This window comes from Salmonella sp. SAL00672 (assembly GCF_046552175.1).
In the GTDB taxonomy this organism is placed as follows: Bacteria; Pseudomonadota; Gammaproteobacteria; order Enterobacterales; family Enterobacteriaceae; genus Salmonella; species Salmonella enterica.
Window position 1 is genome coordinate 488239 of sequence record NZ_JBGDUQ010000002.1, and the last position, 25726, is coordinate 513964.

The window sequence follows — 25726 nt, forward strand, 5'->3', positions numbered from 1 at the left end:
GCATCTACGGTTTATCCCATAATTTTAGGGAACGTATTAAAGATAACAGATAACTATAAAAAATACATAGTCTGATTTAAGACTGTATCTACTTTTTATTTATATTTTCGTCTTCGAGAAAATGTAGTATAACTCCGATGACAGTATTTAAGAGATACCTCAGGACGGAACCTACCTATAGGTAGGTAATATTCCAAATTGGCTTAATAAATAGCCCTGCAGGAGTAAAGGTATGGATTTAACCAAAGAGAAATGGCTTCCCGTCATATTCTCAAACGGCGATAAAAAGAAAATATCATTACGCGATCTTCTGGATAACCGCATTCAGGATCTTGCCTATCCTCGGGCTGACTTTCAGGGGGCGGCATGGCAAATGCTGATTGGTATTTTACAATGTACCGTCGCGCCGGAAGATAAAGAAGAATGGGCAGATATCTGGCATGAAAGTATCGAATTCGAACAATGGGAGAAGGCGTTAAATACGATTTCTCTGGCTCTACAGTTCGGCGAGCAAAAACCTTCCTTCCTGCAAAGTTTTGATCCTCTCGATAGTGAATATGGTTCTATTGCCGGGCTGCTGGTGGATGCGCCGGGCGGGAATGCGCTCAAGCTCAATAAAGATCATTTTGTAAAACGTGGCAACGTAGAACAAATATGTCCTCACTGCGCGGCGATAGCGCTATTTGCGATTCAAACCAATTCACCTGCCGGCGGGGCGGGTTACCGGGTAGGGATGCGCGGCGGTGGTCCGCTGACTACGCTGGTGGTACCGCAGGAAGAAGATAAATATCCACTATGGAAAAAACTTTGGCTTAACGTTTTGCCGCAGGAAGAGCCGCCGAATGTTACACAGCATCCACTCATTTTTCCCTGGCTTGCGCCGACGAAAACCAGCGAAAAAGCGGGGAATGTGGTCACACCGGATAATGCGCACCCCTTGCAAGCCTACTGGGGGATGCCGCGGCGCATAGAACTGGATTTCACCCACACTGTGGCAGGTATCTGCGATTTGTGCGGGGAGCATCACGAATCACTGCTACTGCAAATGCGTAGTAAAAATTATGGCGTTCAGTACGACAGTTGGCTACATCCCTTCTCCCCATATCGGCAGGCATTGAAAGATCCATCCGCACCCTGGCTGGCGTTTAAAGGGCAGCCGGGCGGGTTAAGTTATAAAGACTGGTTGGGGCTGATGCTCAATCGTGAGGATAAGTTCAACAAAATGCAGCCTGCAAAGGTCGTTCGTGCCGCTGGTCAGCGGAACAAAATGAGCCTGTGGTGCTTTGCCTGGGATATGGATAAGGCCAAGGTCCGCTGCTGGTATCAGCACCGAATTCCGCTCATTAGCGTTTCGCACGAAGAGCAATTTCTCGCTGCGCTTAACATTGTGCTGGTGCTGGCTAGTGAGTCGCTGTCGCTGTTACGGAACGCGTTAAAGAGCGCCAAATTCGATTGTCCGAAAGAAGCCAAAATGGATTTTAGTATGGTGGATATCGCCTTCTGGCAGGAAACCGAACCCGCTTTTCGGACGTTGCAAGAGGCGCTGGCTGTCGATCCGCTTCGGCAGGATACACAGACTCGTCACGCAGTAAGTCAGTGGGAGGCGGAATTAGCACACTATCTATTTCACGTTTTTGACCGTGATGCCCTGACCAACCCCGACTGCCCGGACGATATCCTGCAGCGCCAGCTGACGGCCCGACAGGAGTTAGCCAGCAGCTATCGTAAACATAAAGCGCGCAAGGATGTGTTGGCGCTGGTCGAATAACAGAAGGAAGCCAAATATGCTGAATAGCAATACAGCAGTGTTATGCAGAATTCTCCACCCCGATGCGCAGAAGGCGCTACTTGACTGGTTTGCTACGCTGTCTGAGCGTTATGAGCGCAAGGATGGTAAACGAGTCAACGGTCGCGCCTGGCGGGCTGAGTTGAAAAGAATGGCGCCGCCATATGGCGTAATGATATGTGAAGGGCATGACGCTCTCCGCCAGGCTCTGCTTAAACATATGCGACTGCAACCTCTTGATGAGATGGCTCTGGCTCTGTTTGTCAGCGTCGCTGTGCATATTAAGAGTCATAAGGCGAATATTAGTTTCGCTGCGCAGTTAGGGGAAAAGCTTAAAGGTTCCACGTCGTGCGTTTCTGGTCTGCGTTTTGAACGTTTGCAAAAAGCGTCCGACCCGGAAACATTTTGCCAGTTGTTGATTCAGGCAGTGAAGATTCGCGGTACGGAGGGGGTGAATGTTCTTTCACTTGCCGATGGCATTTTCCTGTGGATGGAAGAGTGGCAACGACGCGAAAACCATCAGCCGGAATTCCGTAACCCCTTTGAACGAAATCGCATTCGTTGGGCGAACGAATATCTTTCCACGTCGCGTGGCAAATAATCATTTTTAGAAGGATTTGATAATGACAACTTTTATTCAACTGCATTTATTGACTGCTTATGCGCCCGCTAACCTGAACCGTGATGAGTCTGGCAGACCGAAGACCGCGTTTATGGGAGGAGTTGAGCGTTTACGCGTATCGTCGCAAAGTCTGAAGCGTGCCTGGCGGGTGTCGGAAACTTTTGAAGCGGCAATGGATGGCTTTATGGGTAAGCGTACTCGTCGAATTGGCGTGGATTATGTTTATCGTCCGATGAAAGATGCCGGAATTGAAGAAAAAATTGCTAAGAGTTCGTCTGAGTTAATCGCTAAGCAATTTGGCAAGCTTAAAAGTGATAAAGATGCGAAACCGGAAAAAAATCTCGAAATTGAGCAGATCGTTCACGTCAGTAACCATGAAATTAGTTTGATTAAGCAACTGGTTGATACGCTAATTGCCGACAAACGCGAACCTAACGATGAAGAAGTGGAGTTGTTGCGCAAAAAGCAGCGTAGCGTAGATATGGCGCTGTTTGGCCGTATGCTGGCGTCATCGCCTGAGTTCAACGTCGAGGCTGCTTGTCAGGTATCCCATGCGTTGGGCGTAAGTGCCGTGACCGTTGAGTCTGATTTTTTCACCGCCGTTGACGATCTGAATAATAAAGAGGAAGACGCAGGTTCCGGACATATGGGCGAGCAGGGTTTTGCCTCGGCGCTTTTCTATACCTATGTCTGTATCAGCCGCGATCTGCTGGTGGAAAACCTGGGTGGTAACGAAGAACTGGCGAAGCGTACTATCGCGGCACTCACTGAAACAGCGTTAACCGTCTCGCCAACCGGTAAACAAAACAGCTTCGCTTCTCGTGCCTATGCCATCTATGCGTTGGCCGAAGTCGGGCAAAAACAACCGCGTTCTCTGGCGGCGGCATTTTTCCAGCCGGTACGCGATACCGATCAAATTCCTGCGGCAATAACCCGTTTAAAACAGCAGCGCGCCAGCTTCGATAGCGTATACGGAAACTGTGCAGACGATTATCGCGAGTTGAACGTTCAGGAAGGTACGGGATCTCTGGCGGAATTACTGGCCTTTGTTAGCCAGTAAGGATGAATAATGAAGGAATATCTGGTTTTTCAGCTCTATGCGCCGCTGGCGTCGTGGGGGGAAGAAGCGTCTGGCGAGATTCGCCACTCAGCTACGGTTCCCACGCGCTCTGCGCTATTGGGTCTGCTTGCCGCAGCGTTAGGAATTCGTCGCGACGAAGAAGCGCGGCTGAATAACTTTAACCGGCACTATCATCTGGCGGTGCACGCGTTGGCTTCACAAGATCGCTGGTTGCGGGATTATCACACGGTTAGCGCGCCGCGAGAAAACAAAAAGTATCGTTATTACACGCGCCGGGATGAACTGACTCTCGCGCCGGATGAAGTGGGGACGCTTATCTCGCAGCGAGAATATCGCTGCGACGGCTACTGGCATGTGGCAATAAGCGCCACGCCTGATGCACCACATTCGCTTAGCGAATTGCGAGAGGCGCTGCTGACACCGCATTTTCCGCTCTATCTGGGGAGAAAATCCTGCCCGCTGGCGTTACCGTTAGCGGCGCGTTTAATGACCGGCACCTTAAAAGAGGTATTCACCCATGCTGTGGAGGAGATTTCCGCAGCGGAATTAAGTGGATTTACCCTGCGTGAGGGCATTTGTTATTGGGATGATCCTGATGAGGAGAGTCTGGTCTGGCAACAAAAGCAGCATAGCAATAACCAGCCAGTTAGCCGCCAACGCTGGCAGTTTGGCGGCTACACCCGCTTCAATGGGCCGTTGCAGGAGAGAACATAATGTATCTTTCTCGTATTCAACTCCGGTTTAATAATTTGCGACCGGAGATGTTGGCAAAGTGGAATTCAGCCAGGCCTTATGCCAGCCACCAGTGGTTATGGCAGCTCTTTCCGGAACAGGAATTGCGTCAGTTTCTGTTTCGCGAAGAGGCGCATGGCGGCTTTTTTATGCTCTCGGCAATACCGCCGTTATTGCAGCACTCCCTGTTTCTTATTGAAACCAAACTATTTAATCCGCAACTGACAAATGGTCTTGAGCTTGATTTTCAACTACGAGCTAACCCGGTGATAACCCGTAACGGTAAGCGCAGTGACGTGATGATGAACGCGAAACATCAGGCGAAGGCGAATGGTGTGGAGAAAGAGCGGTGGTGGGAGCTTCAACAGCAGGCCGCGCAGGCGTGGCTGGAACAACAAGGGCAGCAGCATGGTTTCCGGTTGATTGCACCGGAACCTGATGATTTCGCTATGTGGGCTGGTGACGAGTACAGTGAATTGCAGGCGCATTGTGGATGCGTGCAAGCGTATCAGCAGCATCGTTTTGTCCGTAAAGACCAGCAAAAACCGATCACTTTCAGTAGCGTTGATTTTAACGGTGCGCTCTGTATCACCGATGCAGCACTGTTTAAACAGGCTTTATTTTCCGGATTAGGTAAAAGTAAAGCGCTGGGCTGCGGAATGCTGATGGTAAAAAGGAAACGCTGATGAGCTGGCTGCCGCTGAATCCCATCCCGTTGAAAGACCGTGTTTCGATGATATTTCTCCAGTACGGACAAATAGATGTGATCGACGGTGCGTTTGTGTTTATCGATAAAACGGGTGTACGTACCCATATTCCTGTTGGATCGGTGGCCTGCATCATGCTGGAACCGGGGACGCGGGTTTCCCATGCCGCCGTGCGACTTGCGGCAACGGTGGGTACGTTACTGGTGTGGGTGGGGGAAGCGGGCGTACGCGTTTACGCTTCGGGGCAGCCTGGTGGTGCCCGTTCCGACAAATTGCTTTATCAGGCGAAACTTGCACTGGATGAAGATTTGCGGCTGAAGGTCGTGCGTAAAATGTTTGAATTACGTTTTGGCGAACCCGCGCCGAGCCGTCGTTCTGTAGATCAATTGCGTGGTATTGAGGGGAGCCGTGTGCGGGCAACCTATGCACTACTTGCTAAGCAGTATGGCGTGAAATGGCAGGGACGTCGCTACGATCCGAAAGACTGGGAGAAAGGCGATGTCATTAATCAGTGTATCAGCTCGGCAACCTCCTGCCTCTATGGCGTAACGGAGGCGGCAATACTGGCTGCCGGATATGCGCCCGCGATTGGATTTGTGCACACCGGCAAGCCGCTTTCTTTTGTCTATGATATTGCCGATATCATTAAATTTGAGACCGTTGTACCGAAAGCATTTGAAATTGCGCGACGTAATCCTGCCGAGCCTGATCGTGATGTCCGTATTGCCTGCCGGGATATCTTCCGCAGTGGAAAAACATTGGCGAAATTGATTCCTCTTATTGAAGATGTTCTCGCGGCAGGGGAAATTCAACCGCCGTTACCTCCTGAAGATTCACAACCCATAGCGATCCCTCTTCCTGTTGCGTTGGGAGATTCCGGTCATCGGAGTACCTAACGATGAGTATGCTGGTTGTCGTTACCGAAAATGTTCCTCCTCGTCTGCGGGGGAGGCTGGCCGTCTGGTTACTGGAAATTCGAGCTGGTGTGTATGTTGGTGATGTTTCCACAAAGATCCGCGAGATGATATGGCAACAGGTTTCCGTTCTGGCAGATGAGGGAAATGTTGTTATGGCGTGGGCGACAAATACAGAATCAAGTTTTGAGTTTCAGACTTTTGGTGTAAATCGACGTATTCCGGTAGATCTTGATGGACTGCGATTGGTGTCGTTTCTACCTGTTGAAAATCAATAAGTTATAGATCTTTAAAAATTAGGAAAAGTTGGTGGGTTTTTTGTGCGCTAAAAAAGTATTTAAATTCAATTGGGTAGATTTAGAGTGTTCCCCGCGCCAGCGGGGATAAACCGCATGGCTGAGGGGATGGCGCTTAAAGACTGGCGTGTTCCCCGCGCCAGCGGGGATAAACCGACCCAACTTGTGCTGAAAATGATAGACGCTACGTGTTCCCCGCGCCAGCGGGGATAAACCGAGGTTGATCCTTGGCTGATTATAAAAAATTACGTGTTCCCCGCGCCAGCGGGGATAAACCGAAAATCGTGAGTGACTATCGTTCTGTTATTGCGTGTTCCCCGCGCCAGCGGGGATAAACCGTCTCTGTGATTACCCCGGAGCATGGCGGTGCGGTGTTCCCCGCGCCAGCGGGGATAAACCGTGGCCGGGGAAACAAGGAAAGTCCTGGTTTTTGTGTTCCCCGCGCCAGCGGGGATAAACCGTTTGAAATCGCTATTCTTATTGCTGTAGCAGTGTGTTCCCCGCGCCAGCGGGGATAAACCGCGTTAACTAAAACGAACAAAACAGGGAAATCAGTGTTCCCCGCGCCAGCGGGGATAAACCGGCCGTGCGTCAGATCACCCCAAACGCTTTCTTTGTGTTCCCCGCGCCAGCGGGGATAAACCGGCATTAGATTGCGTTGACGGTCACGTTCTTATCGTGTTCCCCGCGCCAGCGGGGATAAACCGCGCCTCACTGATATTCTGCGGCGAGCTGAAAAGTGTTCCCCGCGCCAGCGGGGATAAACCGCCGGAAAACTATCTCTATCGCAGGCTGGATATGTGTTCCCCGCGCCAGCGGGGATAAACCGTAAGTTACGCCAGTGCGGGCGTGTTGCTCATCGTGTTCCCCGCGCCAGCGGGGATAAACCGGAGACGCCAGATGAATTCTGCGGGACAAGAGAGTGTTCCCCGCGCCAGCGGGGATAAACCGAACGCAGGAGAACCAGCCGCCGGTCATCCTGCGTGTTCCCCGCGCCAGCGGGGATAAACACGTTTCAACAGCATATCAGGACGTTTTTTCCGCCTTCGCCAGCTCTTTTACCAACGGCAGCATTATCCGCACTACATCGCGGCTACGGCGCTCAATCCGCCCTGGCAGCGCCTTGTCAATATGCTGTTGATTATCAAGCCGTACGTCGTGCCAGCTATTGCCGTTCGGGAAGGATGCATTTTTCACGCGTTGCTGGTATCCGTCTTTTTTACCCAGATTCCAGTTCGTCGCCTCAACAGAAAGCACCGATATTCCTGCTTTATCGAAAACCTCCGCATCATTACAGCAACCCGTTCCTTTGGGGTAGGATGGATTGCGTCCCGGATTGGTGTTGGCGGCGATACCATAACGGCGCGCAATCGCTAATGCCCGATCGCGGGTCAGTGTACGCACCGCTTCCGGCGTATTTTTCCCGCTATTAAAATAGAGCTTGTCGCCAACAATCAGGTTATCGAGATTAATGACCAGCAGCGTATTTTTCTTCTCAGCGTCACTCATTCGTTTGAGTAAATTTTCCGCGCCTAGCTTTCCCTCTTCTTCCCCGCTGGTGGCGATAAAACGAATCCCGTAATGGGTCGGTATATCTTTCAGACGCGCCGCCAGTTCCAGCATAACGCCTAATCCCGCGGCATTATCATCCATTCCCTGTAACGTTAAACCGCCCAGATTGGCATCGACATCAGCGTCGCTCTGCGGAGCGTACGTATCCAGATGCGCCATAATGATGATCTGTTGCGGCACGCGCCCTTCATGGGCGGCGATGACCGTACTGCCCGTCACGTTATGCCAGTTTTTGCGATTATCCTTCGTGGTATAAATAAATCGGCTATTAAACGTTCGAATATCGCTTTGGTATCCCATCTGGGTAAATTGTTGGCGTAAATAATCGGCAGACAACATCTCGGCGGGGGAGCCCGTCATTCTCCCGGGAAAAAAGGTGGCGATATGTCGTGCCTGAGTATTCGCTATTTCACCAGGCCCTGGTGATGCTGCTTGTGCAGGAAGGATAAAGCCTACGCCGAGCGCCAGAATGACGGCAAAGCGGCGCGTTGCGGAAAACATAATGAGTCCTTAAATACAGAACAAAATTTTACGTGGCTAGTATGAAACCGCGATCGTGTTAATACAATTTCATTTGCTCCTAAATGCTGGCAATCCGGTACGTTAAGCATTTTTTGATATTGGTTTTTGGGCCGCGTTATTCCTTTGAGGAACTACTCATTCCAATTCGTCATTTCATTCACTCTCCTGCGCTCCCTATAGTCGTGTAATCGAAATGTTTAGCAAAAAACGGTATTGCAAAGGAACGGTTATGGATCAAAAACGACTCACCCACCTGCGGCAACTGGAGGCGGAAAGTATCCACATTATCCGTGAAGTGGCAGCGGAATTCGCTAACCCGGTCATGCTGTACTCCATTGGTAAAGACTCCAGCGTCATGCTGCATCTGGCGCGTAAGGCGTTTTATCCGGGTACGTTGCCGTTCCCGCTATTGCACGTTGATACCGGTTGGAAATTCCGTGAGATGTACGCCTTTCGCGATCGTACCGCCAACGCATATGGCTGCGAGTTGCTGGTACATAAAAATCCGGAAGGCGTGGCGATGGGCATCAATCCGTTCGTTCACGGTAGTGCTAAACACACTGACATTATGAAAACCGAAGGGTTAAAGCAGGCGCTGAATAAGTACGGTTTTGATGCCGCGTTCGGCGGCGCGCGGCGCGATGAGGAAAAATCCCGCGCGAAAGAACGTATTTACTCCTTTCGTGACCGTTTCCATCGCTGGGACCCGAAAAATCAGCGGCCAGAGTTGTGGCGTAACTATAACGGTCAGATTAATAAAGGCGAAAGTATACGCGTCTTCCCGCTCTCCAACTGGACAGAGCAGGATATCTGGCAATACATCTGGCTGGAAAACATCGACATCGTGCCGCTGTATTTGGCTGCTGAACGCCCGGTTCTGGAACGTGACGGCATGTTGATGATGGTGGATGACGATCGTATCGATCTCCAGCCTGGCGAAGTCATCAAAAAAAGGATGGTGCGCTTCCGTACACTTGGCTGTTGGCCGCTCACCGGGGCGGTGGAATCCCACGCGCAAACGCTGCCGGAAATTATCGAAGAGATGCTGGTTTCTACCACCAGCGAGCGCCAGGGGAGGATGATTGACCGCGATCAGGCGGGGTCGATGGAGCTTAAAAAACGTCAGGGGTATTTCTAAGGAGCCGCCATGAACACCATACTTGCACAACAAATCGCCAATGAAGGCGGCGTCGAAGCCTGGATGATTGCCCAACAGCACAAAAGCCTGCTGCGTTTTTTAACCTGTGGCAGCGTTGATGACGGTAAAAGTACGCTGATAGGTCGTTTGCTGCACGATACTCTGCAAATTTATGAAGATCAGCTCTCTTCTCTGCATAATGACAGTAAACGTCATGGCACGCAGGGAGAAAAACTCGATCTGGCGCTGCTGGTAGATGGGCTACAGGCCGAGCGTGAGCAGGGCATTACTATTGACGTCGCGTACCGCTATTTCTCCACGGAAAAACGAAAATTTATTATCGCCGACACGCCGGGCCATGAACAATATACCCGGAATATGGCGACCGGGGCGTCCACCTGCGATCTGGCGATCCTACTGATCGACGCGCGTAAAGGCGTGCTGGATCAGACGCGTCGCCATAGCTTTATCTCCACTCTGTTGGGGATCAAACACCTGGTGGTGGCAATCAACAAAATGGATCTCGTTGACTACCGCGAAGAGACCTTCGCCCGTATTCGTGAAGATTACCTGACCTTTGCTGAACAGTTGCCGGGCGATCTGGACATTCGCTTTGTCCCGCTTTCGGCGCTGGAAGGGGATAATGTCGCCGCGCAGAGCGCGAATATGCGCTGGTACAGCGGTCCGACGCTGCTGGAAGTCCTGGAAACGGTAGACATACAGCGTGCGGTAGACCGTCAGCCGATGCGCTTTCCGGTACAATACGTCAATCGCCCGAATCTTGATTTTCGGGGGTATGCCGGCACTCTGGCGTCTGGTAGCGTCAAAGTCGGAGAGCGCATTAAAGTGCTGCCGTCCGGCGTGGAATCCAGCGTGGCGCGTATCGTCACTTTTGATGGCGACAAAGAAGAAGCCTGTGCGGGCGAAGCCATTACCCTGGTACTCAACGACGACATTGATATTAGCCGCGGCGATCTGCTGCTGGCGGCAAACGAGACGCTGGCACCTGCGCGGCACGCTGCGATCGACGTGGTATGGATGGCGGAACAGCCGCTGGCGCCGGGCCAAAGCTACGATGTTAAACTTGCGGGTAAGAAAACCCGCGCGCGTATCGAGGCTATTCGCTATCAGATTGATATCAACAATCTGACCCAACGAGACGTCGAGAGCCTGCCGTTAAACGGTATTGGTCTGGTGGAGATGACATTCGATGAGCCGCTCGCGCTGGATATTTATCAGCAAAATCCGGTGACGGGCGGACTGATTTTTATCGACCGACTTTCTAACGTTACCGTGGGCGCTGGCATGGTGCGGGAACTGGATGAACGCGGAGCGACGCCGCCCGTGGAATACAGTGCGTTTGAGCTGGAGCTGAATGCGCTGGTACGCCGTCATTTTCCGCACTGGGACGCCCGAGATTTGCTGGGAGATAAACATGGCGCTGCATGATGAGAACGTGGTCTGGCACTCTCATCCCGTTACTGTCGCCGCCCGTGAACAGCTCCACGGCCACCGTGGCGTGGTGCTGTGGTTTACCGGACTCTCCGGTTCGGGAAAGTCAACGGTGGCCGGCGCGCTGGAAGAGGCGTTACATCAGCGTGGCGTCAGTACCTACCTGTTGGATGGCGATAATGTGCGCCACGGTTTGTGCCGTGATTTAGGTTTTAGCGATGCCGATCGCCAGGAAAATATTCGGCGGGTAGGCGAAGTGGCCAGTCTGATGGCGGACGCCGGCCTGATTGTTTTGACGGCATTTATTTCTCCGCACCGCGCCGAGCGGCAACTGGTAAAAGAGCGCGTCGGCCACGATCGTTTTATCGAGATTTATGTCAATACGCCGCTGGCTATCTGTGAACAGCGCGATCCTAAAGGGTTGTATAAAAAAGCGCGCGCGGGCGAGTTGCGTAACTTTACCGGCATCGACGCCATTTACGAAGCGCCTGACTCGCCCCAGGTTCATCTTAATGGTGAACAATTAGTAACAAATTTGGTTTCCCAATTATTAGACCTGCTGAGACGGCGCGATATTATCAGATCCTGAGACACCACCGGGCTTGTATGCCTGGTATGGTCAAGGTTACAGGATTTAATATGCGTAATAGCCATAACATTACTTTCACAAGGTCAGACGCCTTCATGGTCGACGATGACGCCACCAGTGCATTTCCGGGGGCGGTGGTCGGCTTTGTGTCATGGCTGCTGGCGTTGGGGATCCCTTTTCTGCTTTATGGCCCTAACCCGCTGTTTTTTTTCCTCTATACCTGGCCCTTTTTCCTCGCGTTAATGCCGGTATCGGTGATTATCGGCATTGCGTTGCATCTGTTGGTAAAGGGCAAAATACTTTTTAGCATCATGTTTACTCTACTGGCCGTAGGCGCGCTGTTCGGCGCGTTATTCATATGGCTATTAGGGTAGACGGGTTATCACTGCGCCTCCGGTCATAATTCAAACCGTAACCAACAATGAGATTATGTTCTCCTTACTCGGGTATACGTAACATCCGGCAAATGTGGTACATTTGCCGGCGTTGTCGCGGCAATCCCGTCCTGAATGTGGAGTCACAGAGGACGTTATGGGATGATGATGCCGTTTTTCAGGGGGCAGGATGGGTAAACTAACGCTGCTGTTGCTGGCTTTACTGGTCTGGCTACAGTACTCGCTGTGGTTCGGTAAGAACGGCATACATGACTATAGCCGCGTCAACGATGATGTGGTCGCGCAGCAGGCGACAAACGCCAAACTTAAAGCGCGTAACGATCAGCTTTTTGCCGAAATTGACGATCTCAATGGCGGCCAGGAAGCGATTGAGGAGCGCGCGCGCAACGAACTTAGCATGACCAAACCGGGCGAAACCTTCTATCGTCTGGTGCCTGACGCCTCAAAACGCGCGGCAACGGCGGGGCAAACTCATCGATAAACCATCCAGGGATTTAACATGGCAGCCACTTTATTGGACGTTTGCGCCGTGGTGCCGGCGGCCGGATTTGGCCGCCGAATGCAAACAGAATGTCCTAAGCAGTATCTCTCAATCGGTAATAAAACCATTCTGGAGCACTCAGTTCATGCGCTGCTGGCGCATCCTCGGGTGACACGCGTTGTTATTGCTATCAGCCCTGGCGATCATCGCTTTGCCCAACTTCCGCTGGCGGATCATCCGCAAATCACCGTTGTGGATGGCGGCAACGAACGCGCTGATTCCGTTTTGGCCGGGTTACAGGCCGTTGCAGAGGCGCAGTGGGTGCTGGTGCACGACGCGGCAAGACCCTGTTTGCATCAGGATGACCTTGCGCGGTTACTGGCCATCAGCGAAAACAGCCGGGTCGGCGGTATTCTCGCCAGTCCGGTGCGCGACACCATGAAACGCGGCGAACCGGGGAAAAACGCGATTGCCCATACCGTAGAGCGCGCCGATTTATGGCACGCGCTCACCCCGCAGTTTTTCCCCCGCGAACTCTTGCACGATTGTCTGACGCGTGCGCTGAATGAAGGCGCGACCATCACCGACGAGGCGTCAGCGCTGGAGTATTGTGGTTTTCATCCGGCGCTGGTAGAAGGTCGCGCGGATAACATCAAGGTCACCCGTCCGGAAGATCTGGCGCTGGCGGAATTTTATCTGACCCGAACCATCCACCAGGAGAAAGCATAATGCGAATTGGACACGGTTTTGACGTACACGCGTTTGGCGGAGAAGGGCCGATTATTATTGGCGGCGTGCGTATCCCTTATGAAAAAGGGCTATTGGCGCATTCCGATGGCGATGTGGCGTTACATGCGCTGACCGATGCGCTGCTGGGCGCGGCGGCGCTTGGCGATATCGGCAAGCTCTTCCCGGATACCGATCCGGCATTTAAGGGAGCGGATAGCCGCGAACTACTGCGTGAAGCCTGGCGTCGTATTCAGGCGAAGGGGTACACCCTCGGCAACGTGGATGTCACCATTATTGCGCAGGCGCCGAAAATGCTGCCGCATATTCCGCAAATGCGCGTCTTTATCGCCGAAGATCTCGGTTGCCATATGGATGACGTTAACGTGAAGGCGACGACGACGGAAAAGCTCGGATTTACCGGACGCGGAGAAGGCATTGCCTGCGAAGCGGTCGCGTTGCTGATGAAGGCGGCGAAATGACAGAGTTTGACAATCTCACCTGGCTGCACGGAAAACCACAAGGTAGCGGATTGCTGAAAGCGAATCCGGAAGATTTTGTGGTGGTTGAAGATTTAGGCTTTACGCCGGATGGTGAAGGCGAGCACATTCTGCTGCGTATTTTGAAAAACGGTTGCAATACCCGTTTTGTCGCTGACGCGCTGGCGAAATTCCTGAAAATTCACGCTCGCGAAGTGAGCTTTGCCGGGCAAAAAGATAAACACGCCGTTACCGAGCAGTGGCTGTGCGCGCGCGTGCCGGGGAAAGAGATGCCCGATTTCAGCGCCTTTCAGCTGGAAGGTTGTAAAGTGCTGGAATACGCGCGTCACAAGCGTAAGCTGCGTTTAGGCGCGCTGAAAGGCAATGCCTTTACGCTGGTATTGCGTGAAATAAGCGATCGCCGCGATGTCGAAACACGATTGCAGGCGATTCGCGATGGCGGCGTGCCGAACTATTTTGGTGCACAACGATTCGGCATTGGCGGCAGCAACTTGCAGGGCGCGCTGCGCTGGGCGCAAAGTAACGCGCCGGTGCGCGATCGCAATAAACGCAGTTTTTGGTTGTCGGCGGCGCGTAGCGCGTTGTTTAATCAAATTGTTCACCAGCGGCTGAAGAAACCAGACTTTAATCAAGTTGTTGACGGCGATGCGCTACAATTAGCGGGGCGTGGAAGCTGGTTCGTCGCGACATCTGAAGAACTGCCTGAATTGCAGCGCCGGGTAGACGAAAAAGAGCTGATGATTACAGCGTCGTTGCCGGGCAGCGGAGAGTGGGGAACACAGCGTGCGGCGCTGGCGTTTGAGCAAGATGCCATTGCCCAGGAAACGGTGTTGCAATCGCTGTTGCTGCGCGAAAAAGTAGAGGCGTCGCGCAGAGCGATGCTGCTTTATCCGCAACAATTAAGCTGGAACTGGTGGGATGACGTTACCGTCGAGTTACGTTTCTGGCTGCCCGCAGGCAGTTTTGCCACCAGCGTAGTAAGGGAACTGATCAACACAATGGGTGATTATGCGCATATTGCTGAGTAACGATGACGGGGTTCACGCGCCCGGTATACAAACGCTGGCGAAAGCGCTGCGTGAGTTTGCTGATGTACAGGTCGTAGCCCCGGATCGTAACCGCAGCGGCGCGTCTAATTCCCTCACGCTGGAATCTTCGCTTCGTACTTTTACCTTTGATAATGGCGATATCGCTGTACAGATGGGGACGCCGACCGATTGCGTCTATCTGGGCGTTAATGCCTTAATGCGTCCGCGTCCGGATATTGTCGTTTCCGGTATTAACGCGGGTCCGAATCTGGGCGATGATGTGATCTATTCCGGTACTGTCGCCGCGGCGATGGAAGGTCGTCATCTCGGCTTTCCGGCATTAGCGGTCTCCCTTAACGGCTATCAGCATTATGATACGGCGGCGGCCGTGACTTGCGCGCTTTTGCGAGGGTTAAGCCGGGAGCCGTTGCGTACCGGGCGTATTCTCAACGTGAATGTCCCGGATCTACCGTTAGCGCAGGTTAAAGGCATCCGCGTGACTCGCTGCGGTAGTCGCCATCCAGCGGATAAAGTGATCCCGCAGGAAGATCCGCGCGGTAATACATTGTACTGGATTGGCCCGCCGGGCGATAAATACGATGCCGGGCCGGATACCGATTTCGCGGCGGTGGATGAAGGCTACGTCTCCGTCACGCCGTTGCATGTGGATTTAACCGCGCACAGCGCGCATGATGTGGTTTCAGACTGGTTAGACAGCGTGGGAGTTGGCACGCAATGGTAAGTGGACGTGTACAGGCTCTTCTTGAACAATTGCGCGCGCAGGGCATCAGAGATGAGCAGGTGCTTAATGCGCTTGCCGCAGTGCCGCGCGAGAAATTTATTGATGAAGCGTTTGAACATAAGGCCTGGGAAAATATCGCTTTGCCGATAGGCCAGGGTCAGACGATTTCGCAGCCCTATATGGTGGCGCGAATGACGGAACTGCTCGAACTGACGCCGCAATCCAGGGTGCTGGAAATTGGCACCGGTTCCGGCTATCAGACGGCGATTCTGGCGCATCTGGTGCATCACGTTTGCTCCGTTGAGCGGATTAAGGGGCTGCAATGGCAGGCGCGCCGCCGTCTGAAGCAGCTCGATTTACATAATGTTTCTACCCGTCATGGCGATGGCTGGCAAGGCTGGCAGGCGCGTGCGCCGTTTGACGCTATCATTGTGACGGCCGCGCCGCCGGAAATTCCTACCGCGCTCATGGCACAGTTGGATGAAGGCGGCATTCTTGTTCTGCCCGTGGGCGATGAGCAGCAGTTTTTGAAACGCGTGCGTCGCCGGGGCGGCGAATTTATTATCGATACCGTGGAGGCCGTTCGCTTCGTCCCGTTAGTCAAGGGAGAGCTGGCCTAGTTTGCCCTGCAAACACCCACTCTTACGCCTGATGAAGCCGAAACGAATACCTGGAGTTTTCCTGGTTATTCCCGGTGGGTTAAGCGTATCGTGAACACATTTTCCCGTGTTCACTTAATGCGTTGCACGGTTCTTACGTCACTGGTTGTTAACCAAATTTTTTCCTGGGGGATAAATGAGCGCGGGAAGCCCAAAATTCACCGTTAGTCGCATTGCGGCACTATCACTGGTTTCACTATGGCTGGCAGGTTGTACCAGTTCGTCAAACCCTCCGGCGCCGGTCACGTCTGTGGACAGTGGTTCGTCATCAAATACCAATTCCGGGATGTTGATCACACCGCCGCCAAAAATGGGCGCGACGCCGCAACAAGCGCCGCAAATTCAACCCGTTCAGCGTCCTGTAACGCAGCCCATGCAAACTCAACCGGTCACGGAACAACCCGTGCAGATGGAAAATGGGCGAATCGTATACAATCGCCAGTATGGGAATATTCCGAAAGGTAGCTATACGGGCGGCAGTACTTACACCGTGAAAAAGGGTGATACGCTTTTTTACATCGCCTGGATTACCGGGAACGATTTCCGCGATCTGGCCCAGAGAAACAGTATTTCTGCCCCGTATAGCCTGAATGTAGGGCAAACTTTGCAAGTTGGTAACGCATCCGGTACGCCAATTACTGGCGGAAATGCGATCACCCAGGCGGATGCAGCACAGCAAGGAGTTGTGACCAGGTCTGCACAAAATTCCACCGTTGCAGTTGCGTCTCAACCAACAATTACGTATTCTGAGGGCTCAGGTGAACAAAGTGCTAACAAAATGTTGCCAAACAACAAGCCTGCTGGGACGGTTGTCACAGCGCCTGTAACGGCACCAACGGTAAGCACGACCGAACCAAATGCAAGCAGTACGTCAACCAGCGCGCCGATTTCCGCATGGCGCTGGCCGACGGATGGCAAAGTGATCGAAAACTTTGGCGCTTCCGAAGGGGGCAATAAAGGGATCGACATTGCAGGCAGTAAGGGACAGGCTATCGTCGCAACCGCTGATGGGCGCGTCGTATATGCCGGTAACGCACTGCGTGGTTACGGTAATCTTATTATCATCAAACATAACGATGATTACCTGAGTGCCTACGCCCATAATGATACGATGCTGGTCCGGGAACAACAGGAAGTTAAGGCGGGGCAAAAAATCGCTACTATGGGTAGCACCGGCACCAGCTCTACACGCTTGCATTTTGAAATTCGTTACAAGGGGAAATCCGTAAACCCGCTGCGTTATTTACCGCAGCGATAAAGCGGCGGAACCAGGCTTTGACTTGCTAGTTCCGTCAAGGGATCACGGGTAGGAGCCACCTTATGAGTCAGAATACGCTGAAAGTTCATGATTTAAATGAAGACGCGGAATTTGATGAGAACGGAGTAGAGGCTTTTGACGAAAAAGCCTTGAGTGAAGAGGAACCCAGTGATAACGACCTGGCTGAAGAAGAGCTGTTATCGCAAGGGGCCACACAGCGTGTGTTGGACGCGACTCAGCTTTACCTTGGTGAGATTGGGTATTCACCACTGTTAACAGCCGAAGAAGAAGTCTATTTTGCGCGTCGCGCACTGCGTGGAGATGTCGCTTCTCGCCGTCGCATGATTGAGAGTAACCTGCGTCTGGTGGTAAAAATTGCCCGCCGTTATGGCAATCGTGGACTGGCGTTGCTGGACCTGATTGAAGAGGGCAACCTGGGGCTTATCCGTGCAGTCGAGAAGTTTGACCCGGAACGCGGGTTCCGCTTCTCAACATACGCAACCTGGTGGATTCGCCAGACAATCGAACGGGCGATTATGAACCAAACCCGTACGATTCGCTTGCCGATTCACATTGTTAAAGAGCTGAACGTATACCTGCGCACCGCACGTGAGTTGTCGCATAAACTGGACCACGAACCGAGTGCGGAAGAAATTGCAGAGCAACTGGATAAACCGGTTGATGACGTCAGCCGTATGCTTCGTCTCAACGAGCGCATTACCTCGGTAGACACCCCGCTGGGCGGTGATTCCGAAAAAGCGTTGCTGGACATCCTGGCCGATGAAAAAGAGAACGGTCCGGAAGACACCACGCAAGATGACGATATGAAACAGAGCATCGTCAAATGGTTGTTCGAACTGAACGCCAAACAGCGTGAAGTGCTGGCGCGCCGTTTCGGTCTGCTGGGATATGAAGCTGCGACACTGGAAGATGTAGGCCGTGAAATCGGTCTTACGCGTGAACGTGTTCGTCAGATTCAGGTTGAAGGCCTGCGCCGTCTGCGCGAAATTCTGCAGACGCAGGGGCTGAATATCGAAGCGCTGTTCCGCGAGTAAGTACCCTTGTCAAAAAAAGGCCAGTCTGTCGACTGGCCTTTTTTTTACCGTTTGTCTTCTGCCAGCAGCGGCGGGATACTCGGCACCATTGGCGCGTCATCAATATCTTTTTGCGTCATGCGAAACGCTTGTGGATAGTGTTCGCGGCTGGTACGGCGTAACGGTTCGGTATCGCGCCAGGTATACAGACAATGCTGACACTGATATACCGTCCAGACTCCTTTTACCGGCGAAGTCGCCATGAGTTCAATATGTGCATCGGCACAGCGTGGACAAATCATCGGTTACTCCTTATTTACGGTTGGCCAGCATGGCGGTCAGCTTTTCAGCCCAGGCTTTAGTTTCCGGTAAATCAACAACCGGCTGGCTATAGTGACCACGGTTATCTGGCGCAACCGGCGTGGTGGCGTCAATGATCAGCTTGTCGGTAATCCCCGCCGGGCTTGAGCCCGGGTCCAGTTCCAGGACGGACATATTCGGTAGCTGTACCAGATCGCCTGCCGGATTCACTTTCGACGACAACGCCCACATCACCTGTGGCAGATTGAATGGATCGACATCTTCATCGACCATGATCACCATCTTCACATATCCCAGACCGTGCGGCGTCGTCATCGCTCGCAGGCCCACCGCACGGGCAAAGCCGCCGTAGCGTTTTTTGGTCGAGATGATGGCCAGCAAGCCGTGGGTGTACATGGCGTTTACCGCCTGCACTTCCGGAAATTCGGCTTTCAGCTGTTGATACAGTGGCACGCAGGTCGCCGGCCCCATCAGGTAGTCGATTTCTGTCCACGGCATACCTAAATAGAGCGATTCAAAAATGGGTTTGCTGCGGTAAGAGACCTTATCGATACGCACCACGGTCATGTTGCGACCGCCGGAATAGTGGTCGGTAAATTCGCCGAACGGTCCTTCAATTTCACGTTTACGGCTTTCGATGACCCCTTCAAGAATGACTTCAGATCCCCACGGTACATCAAAACCGGTAAACGGCGCGGTGGCGATAGGATAGGGGCTTTCACGCAGCGCGCCTGCCATTTCATACTCTGACTGATCGTATTTCAGCGGCGTTGCGCCCATCAGGGTAATGATCGGATCGTTACCCAACGTGATCGCAATCGGCAGATCTTCCCCGCGCTCTTCAGCTTTGTGCAGGTGCAATGCGATATCATGCATCGGCACTGGTTGCAGACCCAGCTTACGCTTGCCTTTAACTTCCATGCGGTAGATGCCGACATTCTGCTTGCCGAAGTTATCGGGATCGAGCGGATCGCGTGATACCACACAGGCTTTATCCAGATAGAATCCGCCGTCGCCGTCGTTCAGACGAAACAGCGGCAGGATATCAAACAGGTTGATTGCGTCGCCGTCGACGGTATTTTCCGCCCAGCCCGGATTCGCCCGCCGTTCCGGCGCTACCGGAAAATTGTCCCAGCGGCGAATAAATTCATCGATCTGTTTTTTAACCGGCGTGTTAGGCGGCAAACCCAGTGAGATGGCATGGTTCTGCCAGGAACCGATGGTATTCATCGCCACGCGGGCGTCGGTAAAACCACGAATATTGTCAAACCACAGCGCGGGCGCGCCATCGCCGATTCGTCCCGTTGCGTTGGCAGCGGCTGCGAGATCCGGCTCCGCATTCACTTCCTCGCTGATTTTCAGCAGTTGTCCCTGCTGATCCAGCGCATGTAAAAAACTGCGCAAATCATCAAATGCCATTATCCATTCTCCTGTGAAAAATTTGCTGCCTGTCGCAGTCCTTGCCAGCGACGCGCGCGCGTATGCTCCAGACCAAACTGGTCGAGAACGCGCGCTACGATATGCTGGATAATATCGTCAACGGTTTGCGGCAGGTTGTAGAACGCGGGCATGGGCGGCACTATCGCCACCCCCATACGAGAAAGCGCAAGCATGTTTTCCAGATGAATCGTGCTGAGCGGCATTTCCCGCGGCACAAGCACCAGCTTGCGACCCTCTTTCAACACGACATCGGCAGCGCGTCCTACCAGCCCCTCGGCATAGCCGGCGCGAACCCCCGCCAGTGTTTTCATACTGCAGGGGATAATAATCATGCCGTCGGTACGAAATGAGCCGGAGGAAATGGTCGCCGCCTGATCGGCCGGGCTATGACAATAATCTGCCAGGGCGGCTACCTCAGCGGGCGTGTAGGGCGTCTCCAGTTCAATAGTGGTTTTCGCCCACTTTGACATTACCAGATGCGTTTCAACATCAGGTATCGCCCGCAATGCCTGGAGTAACTCGACGCCAAGCGGCGCGCCGGTCGCACCGGTCATCCCCACAATCAATCTCATTTCTTACCTCAAATATCGTTCGTATACGAACATTTTGATCAAAATACGCCCACACGGCCTTTGCGACAAGATCGCTCCCGACGCCTGCGCACGTTTAGCTAAAGCATTCGTCATTAAAAAACCGCGCATAAGTCGTTATGATAGAAAAAGTTAATTTATCCGGAGCGCTCATGGAGTTACGAAACACCGCGTTTCATCTGTTACGCCAACTTTTTCAGCAACATACCGCACGCTGGCAGCATGAACTACCGGAGCTCACCAAACCTCAATATGCGGTGATGCGCGTTATTGCTGAACATCCGGGTATTGAACAGGTCGATCTGACCGAAGCGGCGGTCAGCACTAAAGCGACGCTGGCGGAGATGTTAAGCCGGATGGAAAATCGTGGGCTGGTAAAGCGAGAAAACGATCCGCTGGATAAACGTCGGCGTTTTGTCTATCTCACCGTTCAGGGCCAAACGTTGCTCGCCGCCGCGATACCACTGGGGGATCGCGTTGACGATGAGTTTTTGGGGCGACTGAGCACTGAAGAACGCGAACAGTTTACGCAACTGGTTCGCAAGATGATGACGTAAGCGGCTTGCGCCGCTTCGCTATTGTTTGGCCATCAGCAGTGAGATATCCACTTTGGCCAGCGCCCGAATTGCGCTTTCCGGCAGGCCGTCATCGGTGACGATTTGGTTGAATTCCGCCAGCGGTAACGCCAGCCATGTAGCGACCTGGCCGTATTTGGTCGCGTCGCACACCAGAATTTTTTGGCGGCTGGCGCTGGCGACGGCCCGTTTCACCGTGACTTTATCTTCTGCCGGCGTTGAAATACCGCGCACGCTCCAGGAAGAGGCGGAAATAAAGGCCTGGTCAATCATCAGCCCGCGCAAAAGCGTCGCCGCGGCTTCACCGACGCACGACCGGTTTTCCCGGCATACCGCCCCGCCAGTGTGAATAATTGTGCAATTGCTATTGTCCATCAGGTAATCGGCGATAACGAAATCATTCGTCACCACCGTAAGTTTATTCATCGTAACCAGCTGCCTGGCAATCGCCAGCGTGGTCGTACCTGCATCAAGGTAGATACAGCTTTCTGGCTGTACCAGGCTGGCGGCCAGTTTGCCAATCGCCGCTTTCTGCGGCGTCGCCAGTTCGGTTTTGATCTGATGCGAGGGTTCGTGCGCCACGCGAGTCGATGATTGCACGCCGCCAGAGACCTGGATTACCGCGCCTTGCTGCTCCAGTTTTTGTAAATCACGGCGGATAGTCATGTGGGATACATGCATGCGCTCGGTCAGTTCAGCGATACTGACGATGCCTTTCTCCGCCACCATATCAAGAATGATTTGTCGACGCTCAGTAGGTATCAACGTCTGCTCCTTTCTTTAGTCCTGTCGCGATTTTACGCGATTTCTCGTCACAGCGTGTGAAGTTCTATGAGGATTGCCTTCACAAAAAATAACACATTTTGTTATTTTTTGTGAAACAACTCACCGCAATTGTTTACAAAAACGCCTATATTCACATAACAAAACATAATATCACGTAAATTAACATGGAGTGATAATGACAACAGGAACCGATTTTCATGTCGGCATTGTGGGGCTTGGCTCAATGGGAATGGGCGCTGCGCGTTCATGCCTGCGCGCCGGGCTTTCCACATGGGGGGCCGATCTTAACCCGCAATCGTGCGCGAATCTTCTCGCTGAAGGGGCTTGTGGGGCTGCCGCCAGCGCCAGGGAGTTCGCCGGCGTCGTGGATGCGTTAGTCATTCTGGTCGTCAATGCCGCCCAGGTCAGACAGGTGTTATTCGGTGAGGATGGCGTCGCCCATCTGATGAAACCCGGAAGCGCGGTGATGGTTTCGTCCACGATCTCAAGCGCCGACGCGCAAGAGATCGCCGCGGCGTTGACGGCATTGAATCTTAACATGCTGGATGCGCCGGTTTCCGGCGGCGCGGTAAAAGCGGCGCAGGGCGAAATGACGGTGATGGCCTCCGGGAGCGAGGCGGCGTTTACCCGCCTGAAGCCTGTGCTGGACGCCGTTGCCAGCAACGTTTATCGCATCAGCGATACGCCGGGCGCAGGCTCAACCGTCAAAATCATTCATCAACTGCTGGCTGGCGTGCATATTGCGGCGGCGGCCGAAGCGATGGCGCTGGCCGCGCGGGCCGGTATTCCTCTGGACGTGATGTATGACGTTGTGACCCATGCCGCCGGCAACTCCTGGATGTTTGAAAACCGTATGCAGCATGTCGTTGACGGCGACTATACCCCGCGTTCGGCCGTCGACATTTTTGTCAAAGATTTGGGGCTGGTTGCCGACACGGCGAAAGCGCTGCGCTTCCCCTTACCGCTGGCCTCTACGGCGTTAAATATGTTCACCAGCGCCAGTAACGCCGGTTATGGCAAAGAGGATGACAGCGCTGTGATCAAAATTTTCTCAGGGATTACTCTGCCTGGCGTCACGCCTGAGGAGCCGTCATGTTAAAAATTGGCGTCATTGCCGATGATTTTACCGGCGCGACTGACATCGCCAGTTTTCTGGTCGAAAACGGGATGCCGACAGTGCAGATCAATGATGTTCCAACCGGGACGCAACCGGAAGGATGCGACGCGGTGGTTATCAGCCTGAAAACCCGCTCATGCCCGGCGCAAGAGGCGATAAAACAATCGCTGGCGGCGCTGGTATGGCTAAAAAAACAGGGCTGCCAGCAAGTCTATTTCAAATATTGCTCGACTTTCGATAGTACCGCCGAAGGCAATATCGGCCCGGTCACCGACGCGCTGATGGTGGCGCTGGATACCTCATTTACCGTGATTTCTCCCGCGCTGCCGGTTAACGGACGCACGGTTTATCAGGGCTATCTGTTTGTCATGAACCACTTGCTGGCGGAGTCCGGTATGCGCCACCACCCTATCAATCCGATGACCGACAGCTACCTGCCGCGTCTGATGGAAGCGCAGGCGCAAGGGCGCTGCGGCGTTATTCCGGCTCAGACGCTTGATGAAGGCGTTGCCGCGACCCGTGCGGCGCTGTCGCGTTTACAGCAGGAAGGATATCGCTACGCGGTACTTGACGCGCTCAATGAGCGACACCTGGAAATTCAGGGCGAGGTTTTGCGTGATGTCCCGCTGGTGACCGGCGGTTCCGGGCTGGCAATGGGGCTGGCGCGTCAGTGGGCGAAGCACGGCGTTTCTCAGGCCCGTTCCGCAGGCTATCCGCTGAGCGGTCGCGCGGTGGTGCTTTCCGGTTCCTGTTCGCAAATGACGAATCAGCAGGTGGCTTTCTATCGACAACATGCTCCCACACGCGACGTTGATGTGGCGCGCTGCCTGTCATCCGAGACGCGCGAGGCCTACGCTGAAGCGCTGGCGCAGTGGGTGCTCAGTCAGGACAGCGAACTGGCGCCAATGATTAGCGCCACCGCCTCCACGCAGGCGCTGGCCGCCATCCAGCAGCAATATGGCGCTACCGAAGCCAGCCATGCGGTAGAGGCGCTCTTTTCCCTGCTGGCCGCTCGCTTAGCGGAAGGCGGTATCACCCGGTTTATCGTGGCGGGCGGCGAAACCTCGGGCGTGGTGACGCAAAGCCTCGGTATTACCGGTTTTCACATTGGACCGTGCATTTCACCCGGCGTGCCGTGGGTCAACGCGCTCCATGCGCCGGTCTCGCTGGCGCTAAAGTCAGGCAATTTTGGCGATGAATCCTTTTTCATCCGCGCTCAAAGGGAGTTTCAGGTATGACGATACTGGCAAAAGAAGAGCACGCTTTGCGAGAAGAGATGGTCAGGATAGCCGCCTCGTTTTTCCAGCGCGGCTATGCCACCGGCTCGGCAGGCAACCTCTCGCTGTTACTGCCGGACGGCAATATTCTGGCGACGCCCACCGGTTCGTGTCTGGGTAATCTCGACCCGCAGCGGCTATCCAAAGTGGACCCGCAAGGCGAATGGCTCAGCGGCGATAAACCGTCTAAAGAGGTGCGTTTTCATCTGGCGTTGTATCGCAATAACCCTTGCTGCAAGGCCGTGGTTCATCTGCACAGCACCTGGTCAACGGCGCTTTCCTGTCTCGAAGGACTGGACCCGCAAAATGTGATTCGCCCGTTTACCCCCTATGTGGTGATGCGGATGGGGGACATTCCGCTGGTTCCCTACTATCGCCCGGGAGATGACCGAATTGCCCGCGATTTGGCCGCGCTGGCGGCCCGGCATCAGGCCTTTTTACTGGCTAATCATGGGCCGGTCGTGTGCGGGGAGAATTTGCAGGAAGCCGCTAATAATACCGAGGAGCTGGAAGAGACGGCAAAGCTGATTTTCATCCTTGGCGAACGCCCGATTCGTTATTTAACCACCGAAGAAATTGCGCAGTTAAGGAGATAACCCGATGCCGCGTTTTGCCGCCAATTTGTCGATGATGTTTACCGAAGTGCCGTTTATCGAGCGTTTTGCCGCCGCTGCCGAAGCCGGTTTTCAGGCCGTTGAGTTTCTGTTCCCCTACGGCTTTGCCGCCAGCGAGATTAAAGCCCAGCTATCGCGTCATGATCTGACGCTGGCGCTGTTTAATACTTCGGCGGGCGATACCGCGGCGGGCGAGTGGGGACGTGCCGCGCTACCGGGGCGCGAACGCGACGCGCGCGCCGATATTGAACTGGCTCTGGAATACGCTCTGGCGCTGGAATGCGAGCAGGTTCACATCATGGCGGGCGTAGTGCAGGATGGCGCTGATGGCGCACGTTATCGCGCCACGTTTATCGATAATTTGCGTTATGCCGCCGACCGGTTTGCCGCCCACGATAAACGTATTTTGATCGAAGCGCTGAGTCCCGGCGTTAAACCCGGCTACCTCTTTTCCAGCCAATATCAGGCGCTGGGCATTGCAGAAGAGGTTGACCGCCCGAATGTGTTCATCCAGCTCGACACTTTCCACGCGCAAAAAGTGGATGGCAATTTGAGTCACCTGATTCGCGAGTACGCGGGCCGCTATGCCCATGTACAAATCGCCTCGCTACCGGACAGACATGAACCGGATGATGGCGAGATCAACTACCCGTGGCTGTTCCGGCTGTTCGATGACGTAGGTTATCGCGGCTGGATAGGCTGCGAATACCAACCACGGAATACCACTCAGGACGGGCTTGGCTGGTTTAACGCCTGGCGCTAACCCTGAACT

Annotated in this window: 30 protein-coding genes and 1 CRISPR repeat array; of the genes, 24 read left to right on the forward strand and 6 right to left on the reverse strand. The window is 53.7% G+C overall.

Annotated elements, in window-relative coordinates:
• Positions 1-232: 232 nt before the first annotated feature.
• From casA to cas2e, 7 genes are read left to right on the forward strand one after another with little or no spacing between them, the layout of a single operon-like run.
• Entirely contained in the window at positions 233-1768 is a 1536-nt protein-coding gene (gene casA, locus ACLJTG_RS08080) for a type I-E CRISPR-associated protein Cse1/CasA (RefSeq protein ID WP_024792504.1), read from the forward strand.
• A gap of 16 nt (positions 1769-1784) precedes the next feature.
• On the forward strand, positions 1785-2387 hold the full coding sequence (gene casB, locus ACLJTG_RS08085; protein WP_000935106.1) for a type I-E CRISPR-associated protein Cse2/CasB: 603 nt from the start codon (positions 1785-1787) through the stop codon (positions 2385-2387).
• 22 nt (positions 2388-2409) lie between these two features.
• Positions 2410-3468, forward strand: a complete 1059-nt coding sequence (gene cas7e / locus ACLJTG_RS08090; protein WP_001748703.1) for a type I-E CRISPR-associated protein Cas7/Cse4/CasC — start codon at positions 2410-2412, stop codon at positions 3466-3468.
• A gap of 9 nt (positions 3469-3477) precedes the next feature.
• Positions 3478-4203: a type I-E CRISPR-associated protein Cas5/CasD gene (gene cas5e / locus ACLJTG_RS08095; protein ID WP_000666424.1), complete on the forward strand. Its 726-nt coding sequence runs from the start codon at positions 3478-3480 to the stop codon at positions 4201-4203.
• Positions 4203-4907: a type I-E CRISPR-associated protein Cas6/Cse3/CasE gene (gene cas6e, locus ACLJTG_RS08100; protein WP_079951083.1), complete on the forward strand. Its 705-nt coding sequence runs from the start codon at positions 4203-4205 to the stop codon at positions 4905-4907. The genes cas5e and cas6e overlap by 1 nt, the downstream gene beginning before the upstream one ends.
• Positions 4907-5824, forward strand: coding sequence for a type I-E CRISPR-associated endonuclease Cas1e (gene cas1e, locus ACLJTG_RS08105; RefSeq protein ID WP_410958920.1), 918 nt, complete (start codon positions 4907-4909; stop codon positions 5822-5824). Before cas6e ends, cas1e begins: the two co-directional genes overlap by 1 nt.
• Before the next feature lie 2 nt (positions 5825-5826).
• Positions 5827-6120: a type I-E CRISPR-associated endoribonuclease Cas2e gene (gene cas2e, locus ACLJTG_RS08110; protein WP_000062284.1), complete on the forward strand. Its 294-nt coding sequence runs from the start codon at positions 5827-5829 to the stop codon at positions 6118-6120.
• Between the two features lie 84 nt (positions 6121-6204).
• A CRISPR array of direct repeats spans positions 6205-7150; the repeat unit is 29 nt; unit sequence GTGTTCCCCGCGCCAGCGGGGATAAACCG.
• Positions 7151-7164: 14 nt separating this feature from the next.
• On the opposite strand, the gene ACLJTG_RS08115 is transcribed toward cas2e, so the two are convergent.
• Positions 7165-8211 carry an aminopeptidase gene (locus tag ACLJTG_RS08115; protein ID WP_000490481.1) on the reverse strand — a complete coding sequence of 349 codons (1047 nt, stop codon included), beginning with the start codon at positions 8209-8211 and terminating at the stop codon, positions 7165-7167.
• A 250-nt stretch (positions 8212-8461) separates the two neighbouring features.
• Between ACLJTG_RS08115 and cysD the strand changes: the two genes are divergently transcribed.
• The 10 genes from cysD to ACLJTG_RS08165 all read left to right on the forward strand — a co-directional run bounded on the left by cysD (position 8462) and on the right by ACLJTG_RS08165 (position 15903).
• Positions 8462-9370 (forward strand): sulfate adenylyltransferase subunit CysD, encoded by a 909-nt coding sequence (cysD, locus tag ACLJTG_RS08120; protein WP_000372384.1) that lies wholly within the window; start codon positions 8462-8464, stop codon positions 9368-9370.
• 9 nt (positions 9371-9379) lie between these two features.
• The gene (cysN, locus tag ACLJTG_RS08125; protein ID WP_001092256.1) at positions 9380-10819 is read left to right on the forward strand and encodes a sulfate adenylyltransferase subunit CysN; all 1440 of its coding nucleotides are present in this window, start codon (positions 9380-9382) and stop codon (positions 10817-10819) included.
• Complete coding sequence (gene cysC / locus ACLJTG_RS08130; RefSeq protein WP_001173663.1) at positions 10806-11411, forward strand: adenylyl-sulfate kinase; 606 nt, start codon at positions 10806-10808, stop codon at positions 11409-11411. The genes cysN and cysC overlap by 14 nt, the downstream gene beginning before the upstream one ends.
• A 50-nt stretch (positions 11412-11461) precedes the next feature.
• Entirely contained in the window at positions 11462-11785 is a 324-nt protein-coding gene (locus ACLJTG_RS08135) for a DUF3561 family protein (RefSeq protein ID WP_170914559.1), read from the forward strand.
• 190 nt (positions 11786-11975) lie between these two features.
• Positions 11976-12287 (forward strand): cell division protein FtsB, encoded by a 312-nt coding sequence (gene ftsB / locus ACLJTG_RS08140; protein ID WP_000517480.1) that lies wholly within the window; start codon positions 11976-11978, stop codon positions 12285-12287.
• 18 nt (positions 12288-12305) lie between these two features.
• Positions 12306-13016 carry a 2-C-methyl-D-erythritol 4-phosphate cytidylyltransferase gene (gene ispD, locus ACLJTG_RS08145; protein WP_000741641.1) on the forward strand — a complete coding sequence of 237 codons (711 nt, stop codon included), beginning with the start codon at positions 12306-12308 and terminating at the stop codon, positions 13014-13016.
• Positions 13016-13495, forward strand: a complete 480-nt coding sequence (gene ispF, locus ACLJTG_RS08150) for a 2-C-methyl-D-erythritol 2,4-cyclodiphosphate synthase (protein WP_001219244.1) — start codon at positions 13016-13018, stop codon at positions 13493-13495. Before ispD ends, ispF begins: the two co-directional genes overlap by 1 nt.
• Entirely contained in the window at positions 13492-14541 is a 1050-nt protein-coding gene (truD, locus tag ACLJTG_RS08155) for a tRNA pseudouridine(13) synthase TruD (RefSeq protein WP_000134246.1), read from the forward strand. The genes ispF and truD overlap by 4 nt, the downstream gene beginning before the upstream one ends.
• Positions 14522-15283 carry a 5'/3'-nucleotidase SurE gene (surE, locus tag ACLJTG_RS08160; protein WP_001221538.1) on the forward strand — a complete coding sequence of 254 codons (762 nt, stop codon included), beginning with the start codon at positions 14522-14524 and terminating at the stop codon, positions 15281-15283. The genes truD and surE overlap by 20 nt, the downstream gene beginning before the upstream one ends.
• Positions 15277-15903: a protein-L-isoaspartate(D-aspartate) O-methyltransferase gene (locus ACLJTG_RS08165; RefSeq protein WP_000253545.1), complete on the forward strand. Its 627-nt coding sequence runs from the start codon at positions 15277-15279 to the stop codon at positions 15901-15903. The genes surE and ACLJTG_RS08165 overlap by 7 nt, the downstream gene beginning before the upstream one ends.
• A gap of 138 nt (positions 15904-16041) precedes the next feature.
• Here the strand turns inward: ACLJTG_RS08165 and ACLJTG_RS08170 are convergent, their stop codons facing one another.
• Positions 16042-16200, reverse strand: a complete 159-nt coding sequence (locus ACLJTG_RS08170) for a peptidase (protein WP_223148970.1) — start codon at positions 16198-16200, stop codon at positions 16042-16044.
• On the opposite strand from ACLJTG_RS08170, the gene nlpD reads away from it, so the two are divergent.
• Together nlpD and rpoS are read left to right on the forward strand one after the other, a co-directional pair.
• On the forward strand, positions 16130-17200 hold the full coding sequence (gene nlpD / locus ACLJTG_RS08175) for a murein hydrolase activator NlpD (RefSeq protein ID WP_223151137.1): 1071 nt from the start codon (positions 16130-16132) through the stop codon (positions 17198-17200). The two genes, ACLJTG_RS08170 and nlpD, sit on opposite strands and share 71 nt — an antisense overlap.
• A gap of 62 nt (positions 17201-17262) precedes the next feature.
• A complete protein-coding gene (gene rpoS, locus ACLJTG_RS08180; protein WP_000081498.1) occupies positions 17263-18255 on the forward strand; it encodes an RNA polymerase sigma factor RpoS in 993 nt (330 codons plus the stop codon).
• Positions 18256-18299: 44 nt separating this feature from the next.
• Here rpoS and ACLJTG_RS08185 read toward each other — a convergent pair whose 3' ends face one another.
• The 3 genes from ACLJTG_RS08185 to ACLJTG_RS08195 are packed head-to-tail and all read right to left on the reverse strand — an operon-like array spanning position 18300 to position 20567.
• A complete protein-coding gene (locus ACLJTG_RS08185) occupies positions 18300-18536 on the reverse strand; it encodes a non-oxidative hydroxyarylic acid decarboxylases subunit D (RefSeq protein WP_000562964.1) in 237 nt (78 codons plus the stop codon).
• 10 nt (positions 18537-18546) lie between these two features.
• Positions 18547-19974, reverse strand: a complete 1428-nt coding sequence (locus ACLJTG_RS08190; protein ID WP_198898166.1) for a non-oxidative hydroxyarylic acid decarboxylases subunit C — start codon at positions 19972-19974, stop codon at positions 18547-18549.
• The gene (locus ACLJTG_RS08195) at positions 19974-20567 is read right to left on the reverse strand and encodes a non-oxidative hydroxyarylic acid decarboxylases subunit B (protein ID WP_001237180.1); all 594 of its coding nucleotides are present in this window, start codon (positions 20565-20567) and stop codon (positions 19974-19976) included. Before ACLJTG_RS08195 ends, ACLJTG_RS08190 begins: the two co-directional genes overlap by 1 nt.
• A 170-nt stretch (positions 20568-20737) precedes the next feature.
• Here ACLJTG_RS08195 and ACLJTG_RS08200 point away from each other — a divergent pair, with 170 nt between their 5' ends.
• Entirely contained in the window at positions 20738-21142 is a 405-nt protein-coding gene (locus ACLJTG_RS08200) for a MarR family winged helix-turn-helix transcriptional regulator (protein WP_000423342.1), read from the forward strand.
• Between the two features lie 18 nt (positions 21143-21160).
• Here ACLJTG_RS08200 and ygbI read toward each other — a convergent pair whose 3' ends face one another.
• Positions 21161-21925, reverse strand: a complete 765-nt coding sequence (gene ygbI / locus ACLJTG_RS08205; protein ID WP_000613185.1) for a DNA-binding transcriptional repressor YgbI — start codon at positions 21923-21925, stop codon at positions 21161-21163.
• A gap of 196 nt (positions 21926-22121) precedes the next feature.
• Here ygbI and ltnD point away from each other — a divergent pair, with 196 nt between their 5' ends.
• Genes ltnD through ACLJTG_RS08225 form a run of 4 tightly spaced genes read left to right on the forward strand, consistent with a single transcriptional unit; the run spans position 22122 to position 25717 of the window.
• Positions 22122-23045 carry an L-threonate dehydrogenase gene (ltnD, locus tag ACLJTG_RS08210; protein ID WP_000206967.1) on the forward strand — a complete coding sequence of 308 codons (924 nt, stop codon included), beginning with the start codon at positions 22122-22124 and terminating at the stop codon, positions 23043-23045.
• Positions 23039-24301 (forward strand): 3-oxo-tetronate kinase, encoded by a 1263-nt coding sequence (gene otnK / locus ACLJTG_RS08215; RefSeq protein WP_000912492.1) that lies wholly within the window; start codon positions 23039-23041, stop codon positions 24299-24301. Before ltnD ends, otnK begins: the two co-directional genes overlap by 7 nt.
• Positions 24298-24936 (forward strand): aldolase, encoded by a 639-nt coding sequence (locus ACLJTG_RS08220; RefSeq protein WP_000153636.1) that lies wholly within the window; start codon positions 24298-24300, stop codon positions 24934-24936. The genes otnK and ACLJTG_RS08220 overlap by 4 nt, the downstream gene beginning before the upstream one ends.
• 4 nt (positions 24937-24940) lie before the next feature.
• Positions 24941-25717, forward strand: coding sequence for an HPr family phosphocarrier protein (locus tag ACLJTG_RS08225; protein ID WP_001619795.1), 777 nt, complete (start codon positions 24941-24943; stop codon positions 25715-25717).
• Positions 25718-25726 lie beyond the last annotated feature (9 nt).